The organism is Pseudonocardia sp. P1, assembly GCF_000178675.2.
Taxonomy (GTDB): domain Bacteria; phylum Actinomycetota; class Actinomycetes; order Mycobacteriales; family Pseudonocardiaceae; genus Pseudonocardia.
Window position 1 is genome coordinate 1646313 of record NZ_ADUJ02000001.1, and the last position, 24318, is coordinate 1670630.

21 protein-coding genes are annotated in these 24318 nt (G+C 73.6%); 12 read left to right on the forward strand and 9 right to left on the reverse strand.

Annotation, left to right across the window (positions count from 1 at the left end; translation table 11 throughout):
- The first annotated feature begins 58 nt into the window (after window positions 1-58).
- On the forward strand, window positions 59-1264 hold the full coding sequence (locus PP1_RS07180) for a mandelate racemase/muconate lactonizing enzyme family protein (RefSeq protein WP_010239459.1): 1206 nt from the start codon (window positions 59-61) through the stop codon (window positions 1262-1264).
- Between the two features lie 60 nt (window positions 1265-1324).
- On the opposite strand, the gene PP1_RS07185 is transcribed toward PP1_RS07180, so the two are convergent.
- On the reverse strand, window positions 1325-2461 hold the full coding sequence (locus PP1_RS07185) for a glutathione-independent formaldehyde dehydrogenase (protein ID WP_010239456.1): 1137 nt from the start codon (window positions 2459-2461) through the stop codon (window positions 1325-1327).
- 211 nt (window positions 2462-2672) lie between these two features.
- On the opposite strand from PP1_RS07185, the gene PP1_RS07190 reads away from it, so the two are divergent.
- Complete coding sequence (locus PP1_RS07190) at window positions 2673-5036, forward strand: FdhF/YdeP family oxidoreductase (protein WP_010239453.1); 2364 nt, start codon at window positions 2673-2675, stop codon at window positions 5034-5036.
- A gap of 144 nt (window positions 5037-5180) precedes the next feature.
- Here the strand turns inward: PP1_RS07190 and PP1_RS07195 are convergent, their stop codons facing one another.
- Both PP1_RS07195 and PP1_RS07200 read right to left on the reverse strand, forming a co-directional pair.
- Complete coding sequence (locus tag PP1_RS07195) at window positions 5181-5498, reverse strand: PASTA domain-containing protein (RefSeq protein WP_139323827.1); 318 nt, start codon at window positions 5496-5498, stop codon at window positions 5181-5183.
- A 50-nt stretch (window positions 5499-5548) separates the two neighbouring features.
- Complete coding sequence (locus PP1_RS07200; RefSeq protein ID WP_010239447.1) at window positions 5549-6112, reverse strand: metal-dependent hydrolase; 564 nt, start codon at window positions 6110-6112, stop codon at window positions 5549-5551.
- Window positions 6113-6279: 167 nt separating this feature from the next.
- Between PP1_RS07200 and PP1_RS07205 the strand changes: the two genes are divergently transcribed.
- The 4 genes from PP1_RS07205 (at window position 6280) to PP1_RS07220 (ending at window position 9227) form a co-directional block, all read left to right on the forward strand.
- Window positions 6280-6618: a hypothetical protein gene (locus PP1_RS07205; protein WP_010239444.1), complete on the forward strand. Its 339-nt coding sequence runs from the start codon at window positions 6280-6282 to the stop codon at window positions 6616-6618.
- A 45-nt stretch (window positions 6619-6663) separates the two neighbouring features.
- Window positions 6664-7962 carry a D-arabinono-1,4-lactone oxidase gene (locus PP1_RS07210; protein ID WP_010239441.1) on the forward strand — a complete coding sequence of 433 codons (1299 nt, stop codon included), beginning with the start codon at window positions 6664-6666 and terminating at the stop codon, window positions 7960-7962.
- Window positions 7944-8954, forward strand: a complete 1011-nt coding sequence (locus PP1_RS07215; RefSeq protein ID WP_010239438.1) for an alanine racemase — start codon at window positions 7944-7946, stop codon at window positions 8952-8954. The genes PP1_RS07210 and PP1_RS07215 overlap by 19 nt, the downstream gene beginning before the upstream one ends.
- A gap of 81 nt (window positions 8955-9035) precedes the next feature.
- Entirely contained in the window at window positions 9036-9227 is a 192-nt protein-coding gene (locus PP1_RS07220; RefSeq protein ID WP_029239844.1) for a DUF1918 domain-containing protein, read from the forward strand.
- A 58-nt stretch (window positions 9228-9285) separates the two neighbouring features.
- On the opposite strand, the gene PP1_RS07225 is transcribed toward PP1_RS07220, so the two are convergent.
- Genes PP1_RS07225 through PP1_RS07240 form a run of 4 tightly spaced genes read right to left on the reverse strand, consistent with a single transcriptional unit; the run spans window position 9286 to window position 12528 of the window.
- The gene (locus tag PP1_RS07225; RefSeq protein ID WP_010239430.1) at window positions 9286-9720 is read right to left on the reverse strand and encodes an SRPBCC family protein; all 435 of its coding nucleotides are present in this window, start codon (window positions 9718-9720) and stop codon (window positions 9286-9288) included.
- 20 nt (window positions 9721-9740) lie between these two features.
- Window positions 9741-10496, reverse strand: a complete 756-nt coding sequence (locus PP1_RS07230) for a hypothetical protein (protein WP_010239427.1) — start codon at window positions 10494-10496, stop codon at window positions 9741-9743.
- Window positions 10496-11329 (reverse strand): phosphoenolpyruvate hydrolase family protein, encoded by an 834-nt coding sequence (locus PP1_RS07235; RefSeq protein WP_010239424.1) that lies wholly within the window; start codon window positions 11327-11329, stop codon window positions 10496-10498. The genes PP1_RS07230 and PP1_RS07235 overlap by 1 nt, the downstream gene beginning before the upstream one ends.
- Window positions 11326-12528 carry a Tm-1-like ATP-binding domain-containing protein gene (locus PP1_RS07240; protein ID WP_010239421.1) on the reverse strand — a complete coding sequence of 401 codons (1203 nt, stop codon included), beginning with the start codon at window positions 12526-12528 and terminating at the stop codon, window positions 11326-11328. Before PP1_RS07240 ends, PP1_RS07235 begins: the two co-directional genes overlap by 4 nt.
- A 126-nt stretch (window positions 12529-12654) precedes the next feature.
- On the opposite strand from PP1_RS07240, the gene PP1_RS07245 reads away from it, so the two are divergent.
- A complete protein-coding gene (locus PP1_RS07245; protein WP_075314089.1) occupies window positions 12655-13821 on the forward strand; it encodes a hypothetical protein in 1167 nt (388 codons plus the stop codon).
- An 85-nt stretch (window positions 13822-13906) separates the two neighbouring features.
- Here the strand turns inward: PP1_RS07245 and PP1_RS07250 are convergent, their stop codons facing one another.
- Window positions 13907-15007 carry a DoxX family protein gene (locus PP1_RS07250; protein ID WP_010227042.1) on the reverse strand — a complete coding sequence of 367 codons (1101 nt, stop codon included), beginning with the start codon at window positions 15005-15007 and terminating at the stop codon, window positions 13907-13909.
- A gap of 112 nt (window positions 15008-15119) precedes the next feature.
- Here PP1_RS07250 and PP1_RS07255 point away from each other — a divergent pair, with 112 nt between their 5' ends.
- Together PP1_RS07255 and PP1_RS07260 are read left to right on the forward strand one after the other, a co-directional pair.
- The gene (locus PP1_RS07255) at window positions 15120-16082 is read left to right on the forward strand and encodes an ROK family protein (protein WP_010227040.1); all 963 of its coding nucleotides are present in this window, start codon (window positions 15120-15122) and stop codon (window positions 16080-16082) included.
- A 46-nt stretch (window positions 16083-16128) separates the two neighbouring features.
- Entirely contained in the window at window positions 16129-17847 is a 1719-nt protein-coding gene (locus tag PP1_RS07260; RefSeq protein ID WP_010227039.1) for an alkaline phosphatase D family protein, read from the forward strand.
- 16 nt (window positions 17848-17863) lie between these two features.
- Here the strand turns inward: PP1_RS07260 and PP1_RS07265 are convergent, their stop codons facing one another.
- Window positions 17864-18646: a maleylpyruvate isomerase family mycothiol-dependent enzyme gene (locus PP1_RS07265; RefSeq protein WP_010227037.1), complete on the reverse strand. Its 783-nt coding sequence runs from the start codon at window positions 18644-18646 to the stop codon at window positions 17864-17866.
- 86 nt (window positions 18647-18732) lie between these two features.
- Here PP1_RS07265 and PP1_RS07270 point away from each other — a divergent pair, with 86 nt between their 5' ends.
- The 3 genes from PP1_RS07270 (at window position 18733) to PP1_RS07280 (ending at window position 24131) form a co-directional block, all read left to right on the forward strand.
- Window positions 18733-19179 carry a hypothetical protein gene (locus PP1_RS07270; RefSeq protein ID WP_139323825.1) on the forward strand — a complete coding sequence of 149 codons (447 nt, stop codon included), beginning with the start codon at window positions 18733-18735 and terminating at the stop codon, window positions 19177-19179.
- Between the two features lie 125 nt (window positions 19180-19304).
- The gene (gene icmF / locus PP1_RS07275) at window positions 19305-22580 is read left to right on the forward strand and encodes a fused isobutyryl-CoA mutase/GTPase IcmF (protein WP_010227032.1); all 3276 of its coding nucleotides are present in this window, start codon (window positions 19305-19307) and stop codon (window positions 22578-22580) included.
- A 147-nt stretch (window positions 22581-22727) separates the two neighbouring features.
- On the forward strand, window positions 22728-24131 hold the full coding sequence (locus PP1_RS07280) for an MFS transporter (protein ID WP_157178942.1): 1404 nt from the start codon (window positions 22728-22730) through the stop codon (window positions 24129-24131).
- The last annotated feature ends 187 nt before the right edge of the window (window positions 24132-24318 follow it).

A 24318-nucleotide genomic window follows, 5' to 3' on the forward strand; every position in this document is an offset into this window, starting at 1 on the left:
TTCTTCCCGTGCCCGCTAATGGTCGCTGTGACAGCGCGCGGTCGGTCACCCCCGATCCGTGCGGACGATCCACGCGAAACCGGAGGACGGGAAGTCGATGAAGATCATCTCGGTGCACGAGGGCGTCGTCCCGATCAGCTCGTCGATCCGCAACGCCTGGATCGACTTCAGCGCCATGGACTGCTCGATCGTCGCCGTCGTCAGTGACGTCGTGCGCGACGGCCAGCCGGTCGTCGGGTACGGGTTCAACTCCAACGGCCGCTACAGCGCCGGGGACATCCTGCGCCGGCGCATCGTCCCCCGCCTGCTCGCTGCCGACCCGGACTCCCTGCTCGCCGACGACGGCCGGCTCGACCCGTCCCGCGCCTGGGACGTCGTCATGACCAACGAGAAGCCCGGCGGTCACGGCGAGCGCTCGGTCGCGGTCGGCGTCCTGGACATGGCGCTGTACGACCTCGCCTCCAAGATCGACGGACTTCCCCTCCACCGGTGGCTGTCCGACCGCCACGGCGACGGCGACCCCGACGACGACGTCTTCGTCTACGCGGCCGGCGGCTACTACGCCCCCGGTAAGACCCTCTCCGACCTGCAGGACGAGATGCGCGGGTTCCTCGACCAGGGATACCGCGTCGTGAAGATGAAGATCGGCGGCGCCGACCTCGCCGAGGACCTCCGCCGCATCGAGGCGGTGCTCGACGTCCTGGACGGCGACGGCTCCCGGCTCGCCGTCGACGTCAACGGCAGGTTCGACCTCGCCACCGCCCTCGAGTACGGCGCGGCCATCGAGCCGTACGGCCTGTTCTGGTACGAGGAGGTCGGCGACCCGCTCGACTACCGGCTCAACGCCACCCTGTCCGAGCACTACCGCGGCCCGATCGCCACCGGCGAGAACCTGTTCTCCCTGCAGGACGCCCGCAACCTCGTCCGCTACGGCGGCATGCGCCCCGACCGCGACTGGATCCAGGTCGATCCCGCCCTGAGCTACGGGCTCACCGAGTACCTGCGCATCCAGGAGATGCTCGCGCAGCACGGCTGGTCCTCGCGCCGCTGCATCCCGCACGGCGGACACCAGTTCTCGCTGCACATCGCCGCCGCACTCAAGCTCGGCGGCAACGAGTCCTACCCCGGCGAGTTCCAGCCGACCGGTGGCTTCGCCGACGGTGCCGTCGTCGAGAACGGCCGGGTCGGGCTCACCGAGACCCCCGGCATCGGGTTCGAGCAGAAGGCCGCGTTCCACACGGTCCTGCGCGAGCTGCACGCCTGACCCCGCCGTACCGCGGCGGCGGGAGAGCACAGTGCAGCCCGCCCGCCGCCGCGGCCCCGGTCAGGACTTCCCGGGGTGCAGGACGACCTTCGTCCAGCCGTCCTCGCGCTTGTCGAAACGGTCGTAGCCCTCGACCGCGCCGTCGAGAGGAAGCTCGTGCGAGACGAGGAAGCCCGGCTCGGCCCGGCCGGCGGTGATCAGGTCACGCAGCCGCGCGTTGTACGCCTTCGTGTTGCACTGCCCGGTGCCCATCGACTGGCCCTTGAAGAAGAACGTGCCGTAGTCGAAGGCCAGCTTGCCCTCCTTGGCCAGCTCGTTCTCCGCACCCGGGTCCTGCGGGAGGTAGACCCCGACGACACCGATGCCGCCGGTCGCCTTGACCGCGTGCACCAGCTCGTTGAGCACGATCTCGGGCCGCTCGGTGCCGTCCGGATCGTGCGCCTGGTAGCCCACGGCGTCCACGCCTCGGTCCACCTCGCCGCCGTGCAGGTCACGGATCTGCTGGACAGCGTCCCCCGCGGCCCTGTCGACCGGGGTCGCGCCCGCCTGCTCGGCGAGCTTCAACCGGTCCGGCTGGTGGTCGACGACGTAAACCTCGGCGGCTCCCATGATCCGCGCGGAGTGCGCGGCGAGCAGACCCACCGGACCGCCGCCCCAGACGGCGATCGACTCGCCGGGGCGCATCTTCGCCAGTTCCACGCCGTGCCACCCGGTCGGGAAGATGTCCGAGAGCATCGTGTAGTCCAGCTCGTGCTCGGTGCCCCCGGGGAGCGTCAGGCAGTTGAAGTCCGCCCACGGCACACGCAGGTACTCGGCCTGCCCACCGGAGTACGGGCCCATGCTGGCATAGCCGTACGCCGCACCGGCCTGTCCGGGGTTGGCCCGCAGACAGAACGCCGTCAGGCCCTTCTCGCAGTTGTCGCACGTCCCGCAGGCGACGTTGAACGGCAACGACACCCGGTCCCCCACGCGGACGGCACCGACGGCGTCGCCGACCTCCTCGACGACGCCCATGTTCTCGTGGCCGAGCACCTTGCCCCGCTCGACGTCGGTGCGGCCCTCGTACATGTGCAGGTCGGAGCCACAGATGTTCGTCGTGGTGATCCGGACCAGCGCGTCGGTGGGGGCTTCCACCCGCGCGTCGGCGACGTCCTCGACCGAGACGTCGTACGGTCCGTTGTAGACGAGTCCCTTCACGGACCAGCCTCCCCTCACCTGCGTGGACGCAGGAGATGTCATGCGTGGTGTTGCATCCCTTCGCCGGAGCGGGTTCCCGGACACGGGTGCCGGAAACGTGCCCGGACGCCGCGGGGCGCGTGATTGGAACGCCGCCACGTGGGTAGGCCACGGCAATGGATGCACGGCCGATGTGCCCGTCCCGCAAGCGGTCGACGCCGGAGGTATCCGGATGAGCCGGCGGGACCACGACGTCAGCGAGGCGGATCTCGAGGTGCACCCGCCCGAGGACCACGCGGCGGGGCCGACCGCCGTCGCGGTGTCGATGAAGCGGGCGCTGGAGCGGATGGGTCCCGCCCGTACGGCGCGGACGTTCCTGGACCTGAACAAGGCCGAAGGGTTCGACTGCACGAGCTGCGCGTGGCCGGACCCGGACCCCGGCCACCGCGCCGTCGCCGAGTTCTGTGAGAACGGCGCGAAGGCCATCGCGGAGGAGGCCACGAAGGACCGGGCGACGCCCGAGTTCTTCGCCCGGCACAGCATCGCCGAGCTCGACGCCCGCTCCGAGTACTGGCTCGGCCAGCAGGGCCGGATCACGCACCCGATGGTGCGGCGACCGAACGGCACGCACTACGAACCGATCGGCTGGGACGAGGCGTTCCGGCTGATCGCGGGCGAGCTCGACGGCCTGGACTCGCCGGACGAGGCGACCCTGTACACGTCCGGCCGGGCCTCCAACGAGGCCGCGTTCGCCTACCAGCTCTTCGCCAGGGCGTTCGGCACCAACAACCTGCCGGACTGCTCGAACATGTGCCACGAGTCGACGTCGATCGCGTTGCAGGAGTCCATCGGGATCGGCAAGGCCAGCGTCACGCTCCCGGACCTCGTCGGCGCGGACCTCATCGTGATCGCCGGTCAGAACCCCGGCACCAACCACCCGCGCATGCTGACCCAGCTCGAGCACGCCAAGCAGAACGGCGCCAGGATCCTGACGATCAACCCGTTGCGGGAGGCCGGGCTGCTGCGGTTCAAGAACCCGCAGACCCCGAAGGGCGTCGTCGGGCGCGGCACCGACCTGTCCGACCTGCACCTGCCGGTACGGGTCAACGGCGATCTCGCGCTGTTCCAGGCGATCGGCGCCCTGCTCGTCGAGTGGGACGCCCTCGACCACCCGTTCCTCGAGCGCCACACCACGGGCTTCGAGGAGTGGCGCGAGCACGTCTCCCGGATCGACTGGGACGACGTCACCCGCTCCACGGGCCTGTCCCGGGAACAGATCACCGAGGCGGCCGTCCTGCTGCGGGACTCGCGCAAGACCGTCTTCTGCTGGGCGATGGGGTTGACCCAGCACCGCAACGGCGTCGCCACGATCAAGGAGGTCGTCAACCTCGCGCTGGCCCAGGGCAACATCGGGAAGCCGGGCGCGGGGCTGTTCCCGGTCCGGGGCCACTCGAACGTCCAGGGTGACCGGACCATGGGGATCTGGGAGCGCGTGCCGAAGACCTTCCTCGACTCCCTGCAGCGGGAGTTCGGCTTCGGCCCGCCCCGCGAGCACGGGTACGACACCGTCGACAGCATCCGTGCGATGCGCGACGGGAAGGTCAAGGTGTTCGTCGGGCTCGGCGGCAACTTCCTGCAGGCCGCACCCGACACCGACGTCACCGCCGCCGCGCTCTCGAACACCCTGCTCACCGTGCAGATCTCGACCAAGCTCAACCGGTCGCACCTGATCGGTGGCAGGACCGCGCTCATCCTGCCGACCCTCGGACGCACCGAACGCGACGTCCAGGAGTCCGGGCAGCAGTTCATCACCGTCGAGGACTCCACCTGCTCGGTCCACGCCTCCCGCGGGCCGCTGCGGCCGGCGAGCCCGCACCTGCGGTCCGAGGTCTCGATCATCACCTCGATGGCCGAGGCGACCCTCGGCGACCGGTACGGGATCGACTGGGCGGGGATGCGTGCGGACTACCGCCGGATCCGCGACCACATCTCCCGTGTCGTCGTCGGCTGCGAGAGCTACGAGGTCAACGCGCGCAGGCCCGGTGGCTTCGTCCTGCCGCACCCGCCCCGGGACTCCCGCACCTTCGAGACCCCGTCGGGACGCGGCGAGTTCGCGGTCTCGCCGATCGAGGTGCTGGACGTCCCCGAGGGCCACCTCCTGCTGCAGACCCTGCGCAGCCACGACCAGTTCAACACCACCATCTACGGGATGTCGGACCGCTACCGCGGCATCGAGGGCGGCCGGCGCGTGGTCTTCGCCCACCGCGAGGACATCGCTGCCCTCGGGTTCGACGACGGCGACCACATCGATCTCGTGACGCGGTGGGACGGCGACGAGCACGTCCGCTGCGCCCGGGACTTCCGCCTGGTCGCCTACGAGATCCCCCGCGGCACCGCGGCGGCCTACTACCCGGAGACGAACCCGCTGGTCCCGCTCGACTCGACCGCACTGAAGAGCAACCAGCCCGCGTCGAAGTCGGTCGTCGTCCGGCTCACGACCGCGGGATCGGAGGACTGCGTGCCCGAGGGCGCCCAGGGCGCGGTCGGCGGGGACTGGTCGCACAAGTCCCACCCCGAGGTCCCCCACCTGTCCTGACCCACCCTCCGGGACCCGGGACCGCGCCGGGACGCTCTGTTCGCACGGGATCGGTTCGTTCGCACGGGATCCGATCCCGTGCGAGGGACGCGAACCCGTGCGAAACGAGGCGGGCCGGTTATCCGCTCGCGCCGCGACGATGCGTCACCCCGCTCGTGCGGCCCGCACGGGACCGGGACCTACCGGGGCCGGACCGCCATCGCCGCCGCCACCGCCCGGGTCGCCGGGGTCCGGTGGCGGCGACGTCCACACCTGGACGGTGCTGCCCCACGGGACGGTCTCCCCACCGGGTGGCTGTTGCCCGGTCACCCGCCGCTCCGGCAGGTGCCCGGCGACGCCCTCCTCGACGGCGAGCACGCCGCCGTCGAGGGCGGTGTCGTGGGCCCTCGGGACGTCGAGTCCCGCGAGATGCGGGACGGTGACGATGCGCTCGCGTTCCGGCCGTGTCCGTGTCCTCCCCATGACCGGGGATTGCCGCAGCAGCGACGCCGAAACCCGCACGCCGCGCCCGTTCACCACGCCCAGGAGCCGGTGACCAGCGCGACCCCCGTCACCGCGAGCAGCCCGACGACGACGTGCTCGCCCCGGCCGCCGGTGCGGAACCGCAGCACGTCGGGCCAGCGGATCCGGGCCAGCGGCCAGAACGCGAACCGGTTCCCGGCCGACGTCAGCTCGTCGCCGATCGCCCCGATCCAGCAGCCCGCGCCGGCTGCGGCACCCGTCCAGACCGCGGTGTCACCGGGCAGGACGAACCCGGTCCCCCACCAGACGAGCAGCCCGACCGCCGCGGCGAACACCGGCGAGTGCGACAGGCCGCGGTGCGAGACACCGGTGAGGACCTTCGACGTCCACCGGATCGCCCGGCACAGCAGCCACGTCACCGGCGGCAGTGCCCGCGACGCCGTGCTCGACGGGTGGTCGAGGTCCGGTGCGAACGCCGCGAGCGCGCACACCACCACGACGACCGGGACCAGCACGGGCGGCGGCGGCACGACCGCGCACACGGCGAGGCCGAGGACGGCCCCGGACAGGGCGTGGGTACGGCCCATCACCTGGTTCTCACGGCGGCGTCGCACTCCCGGGTCGTCGGTTCGAGCATCGCGGCGCGCGTCCGGCGGGTGGGCCGGCGGCCGGACGGCCGGGCGGGCCGCACCGACCGTAGCCGCGGCGGAGCCGTCCCCCGTCCGGACGACACGCCCACCGGCGAGATGATTCGACGGGCACAGGTGAGGTACCCCGGGGGATGACCGATCAGCTCCCGATCCCGGACTACGACAACCTGCCCGAGAACGCGCTGGCCAACCGGATCCGCACGCTCGACGCGGACGGCGTCGCCCAGCTCCTCGAGTACGAGCGCGGGCACGCGAACCGGATCCAGGTCGTGATGGTGCTCGAGCGCCGGCTCGACGACCTGCGCTCCGGCGACGCGGCGCCGACCGGTGGCGATCCCGCCGGCGCCCAGCCGGAGGTTCCCGGCACGCCGGACCGCGGCTCGCCCGTCGAGGCCACCGACCAGCAGCAGTACAACCAGCCACTGCGACACGGCGTCGCCGGGCAGACGCCGAACCGACCGATCCGCTGAGCCGCCGCTGTTGACCTCCGGGCCCGCCCGGCCGAAGCTGCATCCGTGACGGGTGGCTGGCGGAACTGGGCGGGCAACCAGCGCAGCCGCCCGGCCCGCACCGTCCACTCCCGCGACGCCGGCGAGGTCGCCGACGCCGTCCGCGCCGCGGCCCTGCTCGACCTGCGGGTCACGGCACTGGGCAGCGGGCACTCGTTCACCGGCATCGGGGCGCCCGACGGCGTCGCGGTCCGGCCACCGTCCGATCCGGACCGGATCCGGCTCGACGGCGACCTGGTGCACGTCCCCGCCGGGGTCACGCTCCGGGTGCTGAACCGGTGGCTGCGGCGCCGCGGCCGGGCCCTGCCCAACCTGGGCGACATCGAGGAGCAGACGGTCGCCGGTGCGATCTCCACCGGCACCCACGGCACCGGGGCCGGGTACCGGGGCATCTCCGCCGGCGTCCGCGGGCTCGAGATCGTCACCGCCGACGGTGCCGTGTACCGGCCGGACGGCGCCGAACTCGCGCTCGCCGCGGTCGGTCTGGGCGCCCTCGGCGTGATCACCGAGGTCACGCTCGTGACGGTGCCCGCGTTCGACCTGCACGCCGTCGAGTCCGTCCGGCCGCTGGCCGAGGTCGTCGACGGCCTCGGCGAGCTGGCCACCGCCCACGACCACGTCGAGTTCTACTGGTTCGCGCACACCGACGTCGCCGTGCTGAAGTGCAACGACCGCACCGGCCGGTCCGGCCCGCGGCGCGGCCGCGCCGCGGCCTGGATCGGTGACGAGCTGCTCGGCAACGCCGGGTTCGCCCTCGCCTGCCGCGCCGGCGAGCTGGCCCCGCCGCTCGTCCCCCGGCTGAACGGGTTCCTGGCGGGCCGGATGGCCACCGCCGAGTACGTCGGGCCCTCGCACGAGGTGTTCTGCAGCCCACGCCGGGTCCGCTTCCTGGAGATGGAGTACGCCGTGCCCCGCGCGGCGCTGCCCGAGACGTTCGCCGGCCTGCGCGCCGCCGCGGCCCGGCACGCCCGCGACGTCACGTTCCCGGTGGAGGTCCGGGTGCTCGGCGCCGACGACGTCCCGCTCTCCACGGCGTACGACCGGGACAGCGCCTACCTGGCCGCCCACGTCCGCGCCGGACGCCCGTACGAGGCGTACTTCGCCGCCGTCGAGTCGGTGCTGTCCGCGGCCGACGGCAGACCGCACTGGGGCAAGCTCCACACCCGGACCGCGGCCCAGCTGCGACCGCGCTACCCGCGGTTCGCGGAGTTCGTCGCCCTGCGGGACCGGCTCGACCCGGAGGGCCGGTTCCGCAACCCCTACCTGGACCGGGTCCTGGGAGTTCCGTGCGCCTCACCGACCTGACCACGCCCGCCCTCGTCGTCGACGCGAGCGCCCTGGAGGCGAACCTCGCCGACATGGCGGCCGTCCTGCCCGGCCCGCGGCTGCGGCCGCACGTGAAGGCGCACAAGACGACCGAGCTGTCCCGGCGGCAGCTCGCCCACGGTCACGCCGGCTTCACCTGCGCCACCGTGCGCGAGGTCGAGGGGATGGCCGCCGCCGGGCTCGGGACGGACCTGTTGCTGGCGAACGAGGTGCTTGACGCCCGCCGGCTCGGCGCCGTGGTCGAGGCCGGGGCCCGGGTGACGGTCGCGATCGACTCCGACGCGACGCTGCGCGCCGCCGTCGACGGCGGGGTGCGGGAGGTGCTCGTCGACGTCAACGTGGGCATGCCGCGCTGCGGGATCGCCCCCGGCCGGGCGGGCGCGCTCGCCGACGCCGCCCGGGCCGCCGGGCTGACCGTGCGCGGTGTGATGGGCTACGAGGGCCACCTGCAGATGGTCGGCGACGCGGCCGAGCGGGCCCGGCTGACCGCCGGGTGCACCGGCCTGCTGCTCGCCGCGCACGCCGACGTCGGCGGCGAGATCGTCTCCGGCGGCGGTACCGGCACGCACGCGATGAACACCGCCTGCACCGAGATCCAGGCCGGGTCGTACGCGCTGATGGACACCGCGTACACCGCGGCGGGCCTGCCGTTCCGCCAGGCGCTGACCGTGCTGTCCACGGTGGTCTCGACGACCGCGCCGGCGGGCGACATGCCCGGCTGGGCGGTCGCCGACGCCGGGCTCAAGGCGTTCGGGATGGACCACGGCAACCCGTCGGTGCCCGGCGGGAACGTCTGGTTCTGCTCCGACGAGCACCTCGTGTTCGCGCTCGACGCGCCGCCGCGGGCCGGCGACCGGGTCCGGATCGACCCGGCGCACGTCGACCCGACCGTCGCCCTGCACGAGCGGATGCACGTCGTCGACGGCGACGACGTGCTCGACACCTGGCCGGTCGACCTGCGCGGCTGGTGACCCGCGCGGCCGATGTCACGGGCGTCGCCGGGTGGCATGCTGGACGGCTTCACACGGAGCGATCCGAAGGAGGTGACGACGATGCACGACACGGCATCGGTCGGGGACCGGATCGTCGTCGAGGCGGCCGTCGTGGACCACGGGCGGCGCCGCGGCGAGGTCGTGGAGGTCCTCGGCGGCGACGACGAGCAGGTGCGCTACCGGGTGCGGTGGAGCGACGGGAGCGAGTCGCTCTACTTCCCGGGCGCGGACGCGCACGTCGAACACGCCTGACGGCCCGCGGGCACGGGGCCGGTCCCCGTGCCCGTCCCGGGCCCGTCGGTGCCCGCGGTCAGGCCCAGCGCTGCGCCAGGGCCGCCAGCCCGGTCCCGAACACACCGTTGGCGAACAGCTCGACGAGCTCGCCCTCGGCTGCGGCGTCGGCGTCGAACTCCACCCACCACTCGGCGAAGGTGTGACCGGCCGCCGTCACCGGCGCGAGCCGCAGGGTGGAGACATACCGGCGCACCGGGAACGGCGACTCGACGATCTCATAGGTCAACGCGTGCCCGCGGTCGTCGAGCGCCAGCAGGTTCTCGACGACGACGCCGCCGTCACCGAGGACGAGCCGCCGCTGCGCCCCGATGTCGGAGCCGGAGGCGCCGCGGGTGAGCTCGGCGGAGTCGATCGCCGGGCGCCAGCGGTGGATGGCGCCGAAGTCGCGGACGTGCGGCCAGACCTCGGCCAGCGGCGCCGGGATCACGGCGCTGGAGTAGGGGCGGGGCATGGTCTCCTCCTCGGGAGCGGTCAGGTCTGCCGGCGCAGGTGTGGGGCCTGTGCCGTGAGCTGGTCGAGCTGGGCGCGGACGTCCTCGAAACCGGAGTCGGCGCGCAGGTCCAGCGCGATCGACGCGGCGTGCTCGGTCGTGTCGTGGAATGCGGTGCGGGCGACCTCGAGCCGGGCGCCGACGGAGCGGGCGACGTCCCCGCCCGGTGCCCCGGACTCGACGCTCTCGCCGAGCCGCGCCGTCCGCAGCGCCTCGGCGAGCTCGGTGTCGAGGCGGCGGCCGATGTCGTGCAGCCAGTCCTTCGCCGGGCCGTCCGGCACGGTGCGGACGATGCCGTGGAAGGCGGTCACCGACCCGACGCAGCCCTCGTAGGCGCGGGCCCAGCGGGACCCGGCGACCAGGCCGGCGGGGAGGGCGTCGGGGGCGTTCTCGGCGGCCTGCTGCATCGCCCGGCGCTCGTCGGGGCTCGCGGAGCGCAGGTAGGAGCGTGCCAGGTACTGCGCGGGGAGCCCGACGAACAGCACCGACGGCGCCGCGCAGAAGACCACTCCGGCGATCGCGCCGCCGATCGTGCGCCCGATCAGTTCCGACATCGGGTAGGCACCGAGCTCCGACACCCCCATCGCGACCCCGACGACCAGCCCGACCGCCACCCCGACCAGCAGGAACACCAGCCAGCCGTGGGACGCCAGCGTGTGTGAGACCCGCCCGCCGCGGACCGCCATCCGGCGCCGCCAGTCCCCGCCCGGTGGCGGGACCGGCCGCCGCGGTGCCATCACCGACCCACGGCGTTCTTGAAGGCCCGCGTCTGCTCGGTCAGCGCCCGCTCGGTCGGGAGCCGCTCCATCGACGAGGCGCCGTAGAAGCCGTGGCAGACCTGCGCCCGCGCCAGCACGTACGCGGCGTCCTCGGGCATCGCGATCGGGCCGCCGTGGCAGAGGACGAGCACGTCGTCGCGCACCTCCAGCGCCGCCGCGGCCCACTCGTCGACCAGCTCGACGCAGTCGTCGAGGCTCTTCGCGGTCTCCGCGCCGATCGAGCCGCCGGTGGTCAGCCCCATGTGGCAGACGACGATGTCGGCACCGGCGCGCGCCATCGCGCGGGCGTCGTCGGCCGAGAACACGTACGGCGTGGTCAGCAGCTCCTTGGCCCGGGCGGCGGCGACGAGGTCGACCTCCAGCCCGTAGCCCATGCCCGTCTCCTCCAGGTTGGCCCGGAAGACGCCGTCGATCAGGCCGACCGTCGGGAAGTTCTGGATGCCGGCGAAGCCGAGCGAGGCGAGCTCGTCCAGGAACCGGTCGGTGAGCAGGAACGGGTCGGTGCCGTTGACCCCGGCCAGCACCGGCGTCCGCTCCACGACCGGGAGCACCTCGGCCGCCATCTCGACGACGATGTCGTTCGCGTTGCCGTAGGCGAGCAGCCCGGCGAGCGAGCCGCGCCCCGCCATCCGGTAGCGGCCGGAGTTGTAGATCACGATGAGGTCGATCCCGCCGGCCTCCTCGCACTTCGCCGAGAGCCCCGTCCCGGCCCCACCGCCGACGATCGGCTCGCCGCGGGCCGCCATGCCGGTGAACCGCTCCATCAGCTCGGCGCGGGTGGACCGCCTCATGCCTGCACCTCCCGCCACGCGGCCAGCACCGCGTCGGCGAACTCGGGGTCGTTGACGTGGTGCGGGATCCGCCGGACCCGCTCCGGTTCGTCCACACCGGACTCGATCGCGGCGAACAGCGCCGCGTCCGCCGCGGGGTCGTGGAACGCCTGGCCGGGTGCGTCCAGTGCGGACACCCCGCCGAGCGGGAGCAGGAACAGCCATGGCCCGGTGAAGCCGTTCAGCCTGTGCGCCAGCCACTCCCCGATCCCGCGGTTCTCCTCCACGGTGGTCCGCATGAGCGTCACGTTCGCGTTGTGCTCGTACAGCAGCCGGCCGTCGAACCGGTCCGGCACGGTCGCGACGGCACCGAAGTTGACCATGTCGAGCGCACCGCAGGAGCCCACCCAGGGGACACCGGTCCGGGCGACGGCGCCGAGCCGGTCCTCCCCCGCGGCCATCACGCCGCCGACGAGGAGGTCCGCGACCTCGGTGGTGGTCAGGTCGAGCACCGAGTCGACCAGGCCGTCGTCGACGAGCTTCTCCATCGAGGCGCCACCGGAGCCGGTCGCGTGGAAGACCAGGGCGTCCACCTCGTCGCCGAGCCGCTCGCGGACCGCGGTCACGCACGGCGTCGTGACACCGAACATGGTCACGCCGACGGCGGCCAGGCCGGCGTCGCCGTCCGGGACCGGGGCCGCCACGGCACCGGCGATCATGTGGGCCGCGTTGCCGAGTACCCGCCGGGAGATCCGGTTGAGCCCGGCGACGTCGGTGACCGCGTACAGCATCGCGATGTCGCTCGCGCCGACGTAGGGGGCCGTGTCACCGGACGCGACGGTGGAGACCATCAGCTTCGGCACACCGACCGGGAGGTCGCGCATCGCGGGCGTGACCAGCGCGGTCCCGCCCGACCCGCCGAGCCCGAGCACCCCGCCGACGTCGTCCCGGCCGGCGAGGAAGGCGCGCAACGCCTCCGCCATCGCCTGCACCGCGCTGCCCCGGTCACCGGTGAACACCGCGGAGGTGCCGCCCGGGTGGTGCGCGGCGACCTCGGCCGCACCGACGTCCGGTGCCGGCTCCCCCGCACCCTGGCCGGAGCCCGAGGTGGACACGTCCACCCGGCACACCGCGACGCCTGCGGACGCCACCAGGCCCGCGACGAAGCCGAGCTCGGCGGCCTTCGTGTCGGACGTCCCGATGACGTATGCGGTCCCCACACCCGATTTCTACCGGTAGTTCCCGCTCCGGGGCGAGAGCCGAGACCGGAACGACGCAGGGCAGGATGGGTACGCCCCCGCCGGCAGGTCCCGTGACCTCACGGCCCGTGACGTCGTTGGAGAGACATGCTCGGTCACCCGGACGATCCCCGCGGCGTCGTGCTCCCGCTCGACGGGCGGCCCGGTGCGGCCGGGACGGGGCAGGGCGGGAACCCGGCACCCGCCCGGAACGGCACACCGCCCGGCCCCGCCCTGCTGCTGAGCTGGCGGCCGGCCGATCCCCGCTCCACCGACGCCGACCGGCCCTGGGGCGCGACGCTCTCCGCCTCCAGCGAGCTGGCCCGCCGGCTCGCCCGGCCGGGGAGCTCCCGCGGCCCGGAGCGCGGCCTGACCTTCCGCCTCACCCTGCCCGAGGCGTTCGGGGCCGAGCCGCTGCTCACGCTCGCGGGCGGCGCGACCGCCCCCGGCCACCCCGGGCTCTCGGCCGTGCTGCCGGTGGGCGACGCCGCGTCCGGCCCGGCACCGGGCGCCGGGCTCGGCCTGCTCGCGCTCACGGTCGCCGCCGAGATCGCCGCGATCGGTACCCAGCACCGGGTGGTCGACGAGCTGACCTCCGCCGTCGACGACCTCGCGCCCGGGTGCACGCTGCGGCTCGACTCGCGGCTGGGGGCGGCCGAGGAGTCGCTGCGCGACGCGCAGACGGAGCTGCTCGAGCACGGGGCGATCACCTCCGGTGCCGGGCTCGACACCGCCGTCGCGAACCTGGCCGTGCTGCGCCACCAGACGCACGCGTGGATCTCCGGCTGGGAGCGCGTCGCGGCCGCGGCCGACCCGTCGGGAACCGGCGGCATCGGCCTGCGCGAGCAGCTCGGCGAGGTGGGCAGGCTCGGCTGGGACCGGTTCCCGGGCGCGGTGCTCGGCGCCTACCTGGCGCTCGTCCTCGACGCGCGCCGCATCCTGCTCACCGCGGCCGACCACCTGCTGCGGTCCCCGAACCGGCCGCTCGCGGCGCTGCGCCCGCTGGTCGAGTCGGACCTGTCCGGGCGGATCGCCGACGTCGGGCGGCTGCACCGGCTGGCGACCGGCCTGTCGGTGCTGCCGCTGACGGTCCGCAAACGCTCCGGCGGGATGCTGCCGCACCTCATCGCCGACCAGGCCGCGACGAACGCGCGCACCCAGGCGCTGTTCACCCGGCTGGCGAACGCGCTGCGCCCGGCCCCGTGGTCCGGGCGGGTCGTGGTCGAGGTGCAGTCACTGGAGAGCGGCGAGCTGCAGGTCCTGCGCCCGGTCTGACCGGCACCCCGGACGAACGGGGGGCCGTGGTCCGGTGGCACCGGACCACGGCCCCCCGGACCGGATCAGCGAGGACGGGGCGCGCTCAGCGCGCGGCGGCCTTGGCGCGCTTGCGGGCGTCCTTCGCGCTCTTCTTCGCCTGCTTGGCCGTCTCGGCACCGGCGGTGGCGGCACGGTCGGCCAGGTCGGAGCCGAACTTCGCGGCCTGCGACTGGGCCTGGCTCGCGAGCGAGGAGAGCCGGTCGGCGTACTCCGGCGCGCGCTTCTCGGCGCGGGCGACGGCCTTCTGGGCCTGCTTCTCCCAGCGGGCCCGGCGCCGCTCGGCCTCCTGGATCCACCGGTCCCCGGTGCGCTCGGCGACCTTGCGGTACTGCGCACCGCGGCGGTCGACGGCCTTCTCCAGCTTCGCGCCGTGCTTGTCGGCGGCCTTCGCGAGCTTGGCGCCCTTCTTCTCGGCCGCCTTCGCCCGCTTCTCGGCCTTCTTCGCCGCCTGCTCGGCGGCGGCCGAGAGCTGCTCGGACCAGGTCGAGGCCCGCTCGGAGGCGACCTCACCCAGGTGCGCGGCCTGCTCGGACGCCTTGCCGCTCCACTCCGTCGCGCGGTCCCGGACCACCGGGCCGTACTCCTCGACGGCGTCGTGCAGCCGCTCGCGGCCGCCCGCCGCGGCCGCGGCGATCGACGACCCGGCGCCGGCCAGGCCGGCCGCGAGCTGCGAGCCGGTCTCGGAGTCGGCCGAGGAGAACCGGTCGTGCACCTGCTCGGCCGCCTTCCGCGCCCGGTAGGCGTTCGACGGCTTGCCGTGCGTGTCGGACGCGGCGATGAGCAGGCCGCCCAGCAGCCCGACGTTCTTCAGGAAGTGGATCTGCTGCTCCGTGCGCCGCTGCTGGTCGGTCTCCTCCCAGAAGCGGTGCCCGGCGAGCGTCGTCGGGATGACGGTCGCGGCGAGCGCGGTGGAGGCGAGGCGGGGGAACTTGCCGACGGCCAGCAGCGTGCCGGCGGCGATCTTCACACCGGCGTCGACCTTGACCAGGGTCTCGGCCTCGGGGCGCCGGTCGAGCGGGGCGTTCTCGACGACCTTGTCGATGGCCGGGGAGGCCTGGTCGAGAACCGGCTTGGCGGCCTGCGCGTGGCCCTCGGGCTGGCGGAGGGCGTTGACACCGCCGTAGATGAAGACGGCCGCGAGCATGGGCCGGGCTACTCGTCGCAAGACTGGCATGGGTCACCTTTCCCCGGTCGCCGTATCCGCAAACCCGGGGGCGGGTGTGGCATCACGACGGTCGTGTCGCAATCATGCCGGGGTGACGAACGGACGGCGGGCGATCGGGCTCGACATCGGAGGAACGAAGGTCGCGGGAGCGATCGTGGGCGAGGATGGCACGGTCCACGCCGAACTGCGGCGCAACACCCCGGACACGTCCGACGCGAGCACGATGAACGACCTCCTCCGGGGGATGGTCGAGGAGCTGCGCGCGGACGGGGCCGGCGCCGGGGTGTGCGCGATCGGGGTCGGCGCGGCGGGCACGGTGGAGTGGCCGGTGGGCCGGATCCGCTGGGCGCCCAACAACAACTACGAGAACTGGGACCTGCGGGCGGACCTGGAGGCGGCGACCGGGCTGCCGACCGTGGTCGACAACGACGGCAACGTCGCCGGTCTCGCCGAGGCCCGGCTGGGCGAGACCCGCAACGACGACATGGTGCTGCTGACCGTGGGTACCGGTGTCGGTGCCGGGATCGTGCTGGGCGGGAAGATCTACCGCGGGCCGCACGGCCTGGGCGCCGAGGTCGGGCACATGAACGTCAACCCGGAGGGCCCGCTGTGCGGGTGCGGGAACCACGGCTGCCTGGAGTCGATGGCCTCGGGGACCGCGCTGACCCGGATGGGGCGCAGCGCCGCCGCGCACGATCCCGACGGGATGATCGCGGGCCTGGCCCGCGAGGCGGGCGGCGAGGTGACCGGGCAGCACGTGACGATGGCGGCGATGGCGGGCGACCGGACCGCGCAGTCGCTGTTCCAGCGGCTCGGGCGGGCCCTGGGCGTCGGGATCGCGAGCATCAACGCGATCTTCGAGTTCGAGGTCGTCCTGATCGGGGGCGGGCTGGTCGACGCCGGGGAGCTGCTGCTGGGTCCGGCCCGGCGGGCGGCGCGGGAGTTCCACTACGGGCCGCCCGGGGTCCGGCCGATCCCGCCGGTCGTGCCCGCCACCTACAAGGGTGACGCCGGCAAGATCGGCGCCGGCCTCCTCGCGCTCGAGGAGCTCTGAGCACGGCCCCCGGCGACGGTCCCGGGCCAGGTCTACCCTCGACCGGGTGACGCTCCTCCTCGGCCCGGTGCTGCGGCACGTCGACGACACCTCCGCCCTGGTCTGGGTCCAGACCGACCGGCGCTGCCGGGTGGAGGTGCTGGGCTGCACGGCGGACACCGTCGAGGTGGCCGGGCTGCACTACGCGATCGTCGTCGTCACCGGGCTGGAGCCGGACTCGCGCACGCCCTACGAGGTCCGGCTCGACGGCGAGACGGCCTGGCCGCAGCCCGGTTCGCCGTTCCCGCCCAGCGCGATCGCGACCCGCGGTCCGGCCACCGCCCGCAGCCAGCGGGTCGTCTTCGGGTCCTGCCGGTACGTGAAGCTCGCCGACCCGAAGCAGGCCCGGCACTACGGCCTCGACGCACTCGACGCCTACGCGACGCGGATGACCACCCGTCCCCACGAGGAGTGGCCGACCGCGCTGCTGCTGCTCGGCGACCAGGTCTACGCGGACGAGCTCACCCCGCAGAGCCGTCGGCGCATCGCCGGGCGCGGCGAGCGGCGCCCCGAGTGGCCCGACGACGAGATCGTCAGCTTCGAGGAGTACTCCGGCCTCTACCGCGACGCCTGGTCGGACCCGGAGGTGCGGTGGATGATGTCGACGATCCCCACCGCGATGATCTTCGACGACCACGACGTGCGCGACGACTGGAACACCTCCGGCACCTGGCGGGCGCAGATCGCACAGAAGCCGTGGTGGCGGGAGCGGGTGCGGGCCGGCCTGGCGTCGTACTGGGTCCACCAGCACCTGGGCAACCTCTCCCCCGCCGAACTGGAGGCCGACACCGACTGGCAGGCCGTGCGGGCCGCCGACGGCGACGTGTGGCCACTGCTGGCCGAGCGGGCCGACCGGTGGGACGCCGAGACCGGGGAGGGGGCCGCCCGGCACAAGGAGGAGCGTTTCTCGTTCTGCTGGGAGCTGGGGCACACCCGGCTGATCGTGATCGACTCCCGGAACGGCCGGATCGTGGAGTCGACGCCCCGCAAGATGGTCTCCGACGCCGAGTTCGACTGGATCACCGACCGGGCGCTCGCGCCCGGGCCGCTCGGCCACCTGCTGCTCGGCACCTCGGTGCCGTGGCTGCTGCCGCAGGTCATCTCGGACCTGCAGGCCGCGGTGGAGAAGGGCGGCAACCGGCCCGGGCGGATCGGCCGGGCCGCGGAGTTCCTGCGCCAGGAGGCCGACCTGGAGCACTGGCCCGCGTTCGGCCACTCGTTCCTGCGGATGGCCGAGCTGATCCGGGAGGCGTGCCGCCCGCGCGGCGACCGCCCGGCCCCGGCGACGGTGTCGGTGCTGTCCGGCGACGTGCACCACTCGTACGCCGCCGCGGCCGACGTGCACACCGACACCCCGGGGGACCGCCCGGGCCGCGGCCGCGACGGGACCCGGGTGCACCAGCTGACGTGCTCGCCGGTGCACAACATCGTCCCCGGGTTCATGCGGGTGCTGTTCCGGGTCACCTGGTCGCGGGCGATCGCCCGGTTCTCGACGTCGTGGACCCGGGGCACCGGGACGGGACGGGCGGGCGTCGCGTGGGAACGCACGGCGGGCCCGCTGTTCGGCAACCTGATCGCCACCCTCGAGCTGGACGGCCGGCGCGCCGCCGTCCGCTTCGAGCGGCCCCGGACGGCGTCGGTGCTGGACACCGCCGCCGAACGCGTCCTCACGCCCGAGACACCCACGGCGCACGACCACCTCCGGGCCGTGCCGGCCGGGAGCTGACCACCGCGGGCCCGGCTCAGAAGGCGGTGCGGGCCAGCCAGTCCTGCCAGACCTGCCGGTCACCGAGGACGTCGAGCCGGGCGTCGTCGGCGGGGATGCGACGCAGGACGCCCTGCAGGAGGTCCGCGGCAGTGCCCCGGACGGCGGCGGCGCCCTTGCCGTGGCCGGGTTCCCAGACGACCCGGCCACTCTCGGCCCGGACCAGCCACTCCCCCGCCGGGCCCAGGCCGTCGTCGGTGGCGTGCAGGTGCAGCGTGGCCCCCGGGGCGAGTGCCGGCTCGTCCGGCGCGGGCCGCGCGGTGAGCAGGTCCAGCCACTCCGACAGGCCGTCGGCGGCGAGCGCGGGGGCGATCTCGAACGGGGTCCCGAGCGCGATCGCCGCGTCCGCCCGGTGCACGGTCGCCTCGTGCAACCGCCGGCGCACCCACCAGGCCGACGGCCGGGGCCCGGTGAACGTCCAGACCGGGGCCTGCGGCCCGGCGGCGACGACGGCGTCGAGGAGCTCGTCGGCCCCGTCCCGCAGCCACTGCGCGGCGACCTCCGGCCCGCCCTCGGGCGGCTTCCCGCCGACGACCTCGCGCGGGTCCAGGCCCTCGGTCGCCCCGGAGGCGACCATCTGCGCCGCCCAGCGGTGTCCCCGGCCGACGTGCCGCAGCAGCTGCAGGAGCGTCCAGCCGGGGCAGGTCGGTACCTCGGCCGTCGGATCGGCCGTCTCCAGGAGGTCGGCGAGCCGGTCGTTCTCCGCGACCAGGACCTCCGCGTAGGGGTCGACGGCGCTGCGGTCCGGTGTCGAGGGCATGAAATCCGGCCTCCACTCGCGAAACAGTGAGTCACTTTTCCGGCGAGTCGCGCATGACGATCGTGCCGGTCGGGTACAGATAGATCATGCCGCCTCATCGCGACTGGACGCGACGGGGAGCGGGGCGTGCGCTGCTGTACTGGCCGTTGGTGGCCTTCATCCTGGCGGCGGCTTTTCCCGCTCTCGCGGTGCCGCTCGTCGTCGGCTCCGGTCTCGCCCTCCTGGCGCTCGGTCTCGTCGGCGGGTTCGCGGGCAAGCGGTGGCGGGCACGGCGGCTGGCCCGGGCCCGCCGGATCGTCGCCGACATCGCGGAGGACGTCCTGCCCGGCCCGGCACCCGAGGCCGCGGACGACCCGGACGAGCGGAGCACCGGATCCGACGGCCACGCGATTCCTGCGGTGTGGCCCACCGGCCGGCACGCCCGCAGGCACCGGACCCCCGGTACCCCCGGCACCTCCGCCGCCGGGGACGACTCCCCCGGCGGCGACGGGAACCCCGTCCACGCGGGGCGCACCCACTCCGACGCGGCCTGAGACCGCTCACCCGCCCGCCTGCTCCACGGTGTGACGCACGCCCCGTTTCTTGTACGTCCAATACTAGGATGTCAAACTAAATCGGCCGGGACCTGTCGCCGTCCGCCCGGCGGGAGGAGCGGGTCATGGCCGACCCCGAGCTGCACGTGCCCACCCACCCGGTCCGGTTCGTCACCGCCGCCAGTCTGTTCGACGGGCACGACGCCGCCATCAACATCATGCGGCGCATCCTGCAGAAGCAGGGCGCCGAGGTGATCCACCTGGGCCACAACCGATCCGTGGACGAGGTCGTCACCGCGGCGATCCAGGAGGACGTCCAGGGCATCGCCATCTCCTCGTACCAGGGCGGCCACGTCGAGTACTTCTCGTACCTGGTCGAGCTGCTGCGCGAGCGCGGCGCCGGCCACGTGCGGGTCTACGGCGGGGGCGGTGGCGTGATCGTCCCCGAGGAGATCGAGCTGCTGCACTCCCGCGGCGTCTCGCGGATCTTCTCCCCCGAGGACGGCCAGAAGCTGGGCCTCCCGGGAATGATCAACATCATGATCCGCGAGTGCGACACCGACCTCACGGACCCGTCGGCGTCGACGGCCGGCTACGCGAGCTCCGCCTTCGGCGACGGGGTCCTCGCCGGCGAGACCGCCACCCTCGCCCGGGCGCTGACCCTGGCCGAGGCCGGCCGCCTCCCGGACGAGGTGCGGGAGCGGATCGAGTCGGTGGAACGCGCCGTGCCCGTCGTCGGCATCACCGGCACCGGTGGTTCCGGCAAGTCCTCGCTGACCGACGAGCTGGTCCGCCGGTTCCGGCTCGACCAGGAGGACAAGCTGCGGATCGCGGTCCTCGCGGTCGACCCGACCCGGCGCAAGGGCGGCGGTGCGCTGCTCGGCGACCGCATCCGGATGAACGCGCTCTCCGGTCGCGGGCCCGCCGGCGCGGGCGGCCCCGACAGCGTGTTCTTCCGCTCGCTGGCGACCCGCGGTCAGGACGGCGGCTCGCTGCCGGAGAAGCTGGGTGACACGATCTCGGTCCTGAAGGCGGCCGGGTTCGACCTGGTGATCGTCGAGACCCCGGGCATCGGCCAGGGCGACGCGGGCATCGTCCCGTTCGTCGACCACTCGCTCTACGTCATGACGCCGGAGTTCGGCGCGGCGTCGCAGCTCGAGAAGATCGACATGCTGGACTTCGCCGACGTCGTCGCGATCAACAAGTTCGAGCGCCGCGGCGCCGAGGACGCCCGTCGCGACGTGGGCCGCCAGCTCGTGCGCAACCGCGAGGAGTTCGGCGCGAACTGGGAGGACATGCCGGTCTACGGCACCTCGGCCGCCACCTTCAACGACGACGGCGTCACCGCGCTCTACCAGCACCTGCGCGACCTGCTCGCCGAGGGCGGCCTGGCCGTCGCCGACGGCAGGCTGCCGCGGGTGGAGACGAAGACGTCCAGCGACTACGCGGCCGTCATCCCGCCGGAGCGGGTGCGCTACCTCGCCGAGATCGCCGAGACCCTCCGCACCTACCACTCCGACACCGAGACCCACGCCCGCGCCGCCCGGACCGCGCAGCACCTGCGCACCGCGAAGGAGCTCGTCGGGGGGTCCGACGTGGACACCGCGCTGCAGCGCGCGGAGAAGGAGGTCCCGGCGGAGTCCGCGGAGCTGCTGGAGCAGTGGCCGTCGCGGGTCGAGGACTACTCCGGCGACGAGTACGTCTACACCGTGCGGGACAAGGAGTTCCGCACGAAGCTCACGCGGGAGACGCTGTCGGGGAACAAGGTCCGCCGGGTGGCACTCCCCCGCTACGACGACGACGCGGAGCTGCTGCGCTTCCTGCGGCGGGAGAACCTGCCGGGCCACTTCCCCTTCACCGCGGGCGTGTTCCCGTTCAAGCGGGAGGGTGAGGACCCGGCCCGGATGTTCGCCGGCGAGGGCGACCCGTTCCGGACCAACCGGCGGTTCAAGCTGCTCTCCGCCGACTCGGACGCGAAGCGGCTCTCGACCGCGTTCGACTCGGTCACGCTGTACGGGCACGACCCGGACACCCGGCCCGACATCTACGGCAAGGTCGGCACCTCCGGCGTCTCGATCGCCACGCTCGACGACCTCAAGGCGCTCTACGACGGCTTCGACCTCTGCTCGCCGACGACGTCGGTGTCGATGACGATCAACGGCCCGGCGCCGACGATCCTCGCCTACTACCTCAACGCCGCGATCGACCAGCAGGTCGACGGCTTCCGCTCCGAGCACGACCGCGAGCCCGACGACGCCGAGCGCGAGGAGCTGACCGCCTTCGCGCTGGCGAACGTCCGCGGGACGGTGCAGGCCGACATCCTCAAGGAGGACCAGGGCCAGAACACCTGCATCTTCTCCACCGAGTTCTCGCTCCGGATGATGGCCGACATCCAGGGGTGGTTCATCGCGCACAAGGTGCGGAACTTCTACTCGGTCTCGATCTCCGGTTACCACATCGCCGAGGCGGGGGCCAACCCCATCTCGCAGCTGGCGTTCACCCTCGCGAACGGCTTCACCTTCGTCGAGTCGTACCTGTCGCGCGGGATGGCGATCGACGACTTCGCGCCGAACCTGTCGTTCTTCTTCTCCAACGGGATGGACGCCGAGTACACCGTGCTCGGCCGGGTCGCCCGGCGGATCTGGTCGGTCGCGATGCGGGACCGGTACGGGGCGAACGAGCGGTCGCAGAAGCTCAAGTACCACGTCCAGACCTCCGGTCGGTCCCTGCACGCGCAGGAGATGAACTTCAACGACATCCGGACCACGCTCCAGGCGCTCTGCGCGCTCTACGACAACGCGAACTCGCTGCACACCAACGCCTACGACGAGGCGGTCACCACCCCGACCGGCGAGTCCGTGCGCCGCGCGATGGCCATCCAGATGATCATCGGCAAGGAGTGGGGGCTGTCGCTGAACGAGAACCCGCTGCAGGGCTCGTTCGTCGTCGACGAGCTGACCGACCTGGTCGAGGAGGCGGTGCTGCGCGAGTTCGAGTCGATCGCCGAGCGCGGTGGCGTGCTGGGGGCGATGGAGACCGGCTACCAGCGCGGCAAGATCCAGGACGAGTCGATGCTCTACGAGCACCGCAAGCACTCGGGCGAGCTGCCGATCGTCGGCGTCAACACCTTCCTCAAGCCCTCCGACGACGACGAGGAGCCGCAGGAGATCGAGCTCGCCCGGGCCACCGAGTCCGAGAAGCGCTCCCAGCTGGACCGGCTGGAGGACTTCCAGACCCGCAACCGCACCGAGGCCGAGCAGGCGATGCGCCGCCTGCAGGACGTGGCCACCGGCGACGGCAACGTGTTCGACGAGCTGATGAAGGCCGCGCGGGTGTGCTCGCTGGGCCAGCTGACGACCGCGTTCTTCGAGGTGGGCGGGCAGTACCGGCGCAACATGTGAGACCGGCCGGGTGCGGCCGCCCCCGGCGGGGGTGGCCGCACACCCGTGTCCGCACCCGGACCGGTCGTTGCGCCGTCGAACCGATTTGAGTTGTTTGACCCTAAGCAACTAATGTCGGAGGCACCGCTGCAGAAAGGTGCCCCGACCGTGTCCGAGACCCTGCACGTCGAGTCCGCACGCCGGGACCGGGACACCCCGCACCCCCGGCGGCACGTCGTGTTCGCCGTGGTCTCGGTCGCGCTGCTGATGTTCTCGCAGGACCAGACCGCGGTGGCGACCGCGCTGACCACCGTCAGCGGCGACCTCGGCGTCGACCTCGCCTGGACCGGCTGGATCGTCACCATCTACGCCGTCGGCCAGATCCTCGCCCTGCCGCTCGGCGGGCGGCTCGCCGACCGCTTCGGCAGCCGGCGCACCTTCCTCGTCTCCGTCGCCGCGTTCACCGTGCTCTCCGGCCTGTGCGCGGTCGCCGGGGCGATCGGCCCGCTGATCGGGCTGCGGTTCCTGCAGGGCGTCGCGGGCGGGGTGATGCTGCCGGCGGCGAACGGGATCGTCGCGCACCACTACGGCCGCGACCGCGACCGCGCGCTCGCCGCCTTCACCAGCGTGTTCCCGATCGGCGCGATCCTCGGCCCGCTGGTCGGCGGGCTGATCCTGACCACCTGGTCCTGGCACGCGATCTTCCTGGTGAACGCGCCCCTGGGGGTCGTCGTGGTGGGCGTCGCCGCACTGACCGTGCAGGACCCACCGCGCCGCCGTCCGGACGCCGTCGACGTCCGCGGGATCGCGCTGCTCCTGGTCACGCTCGTCGCCGCGATGGTGGCGGTCACCGGGCTGTCCGGTCTCGGCCGGACACCCGCGGTGCTGCCGCTGACGCTGGCCGCGGCGCTCGCCGCCGTCGCGGGCGGGTACGCGTTCGCCCGGCACGCGCGGCGCCGGGAGGACGCCGTCGTGCCGTGGCGGCTCCTCGCCGGGCGCGGGCTCGGGATCATGAACGTCACCAACGTCCTCTTCGGAGCGGCGGTGATCGGCTTCTCGGCGCTGCTCCCGCTCTACGCGCAGACGCGCTACGGGCTCGCGCCGTTCGCCGCCGGCGCGCTGCTCACCGGGCGCGCGGCAGGGACGATCGCGTCGTCCGGGGTGTCGGTCGCGCTGCTCCGGCGCACCGGTCACCGGCCACTGCTGCTCGGCGGGATGGGCGTCATCGTGCTCGGGCTGCTGCTCAGCGCGGCACCGGCCGTGGGTGTCACACCCGAGGTCTGGCTGCTCGGCGCGGCGACGGTGCTCGGCATCGGCATGGGCCTGACCGGCCCGGCGGCGAACAACGCCGGCATGCACCTGGTCCCGGGCGACGTCACCGCGGTCGCCGGGCTCCGGATCATGTTCCGGCAGATCGGCGGGATCGCGGCGGTGGCCGCGACGACGGCGGCGATCGCCGCCTCCGCCACACCGGGTACGGCGGGGGCGATCGCGATCGTGGTGCTGGCCGGGCTGCTCGCGGCCGTCACACTGCTCGCGGCGCGCATCCCCAACCAGCGCGGCCGGTGGTGACCGTCCGGCCTAGCGGCGGGTCCGGCTCCGGCGACGGCCGCGGTTCCAGCCTCCGATGATGCCGATGGCCTCGACGAACGACTCCGCAGCCTTGGAGAGCTTGCGACCGGCCTTCCGCATCGGGTTCCTCCTGGGGATGTGCAACTGCTGGGGGCGACGACCACGCTCCCAGACGGCGTTCCGCGAG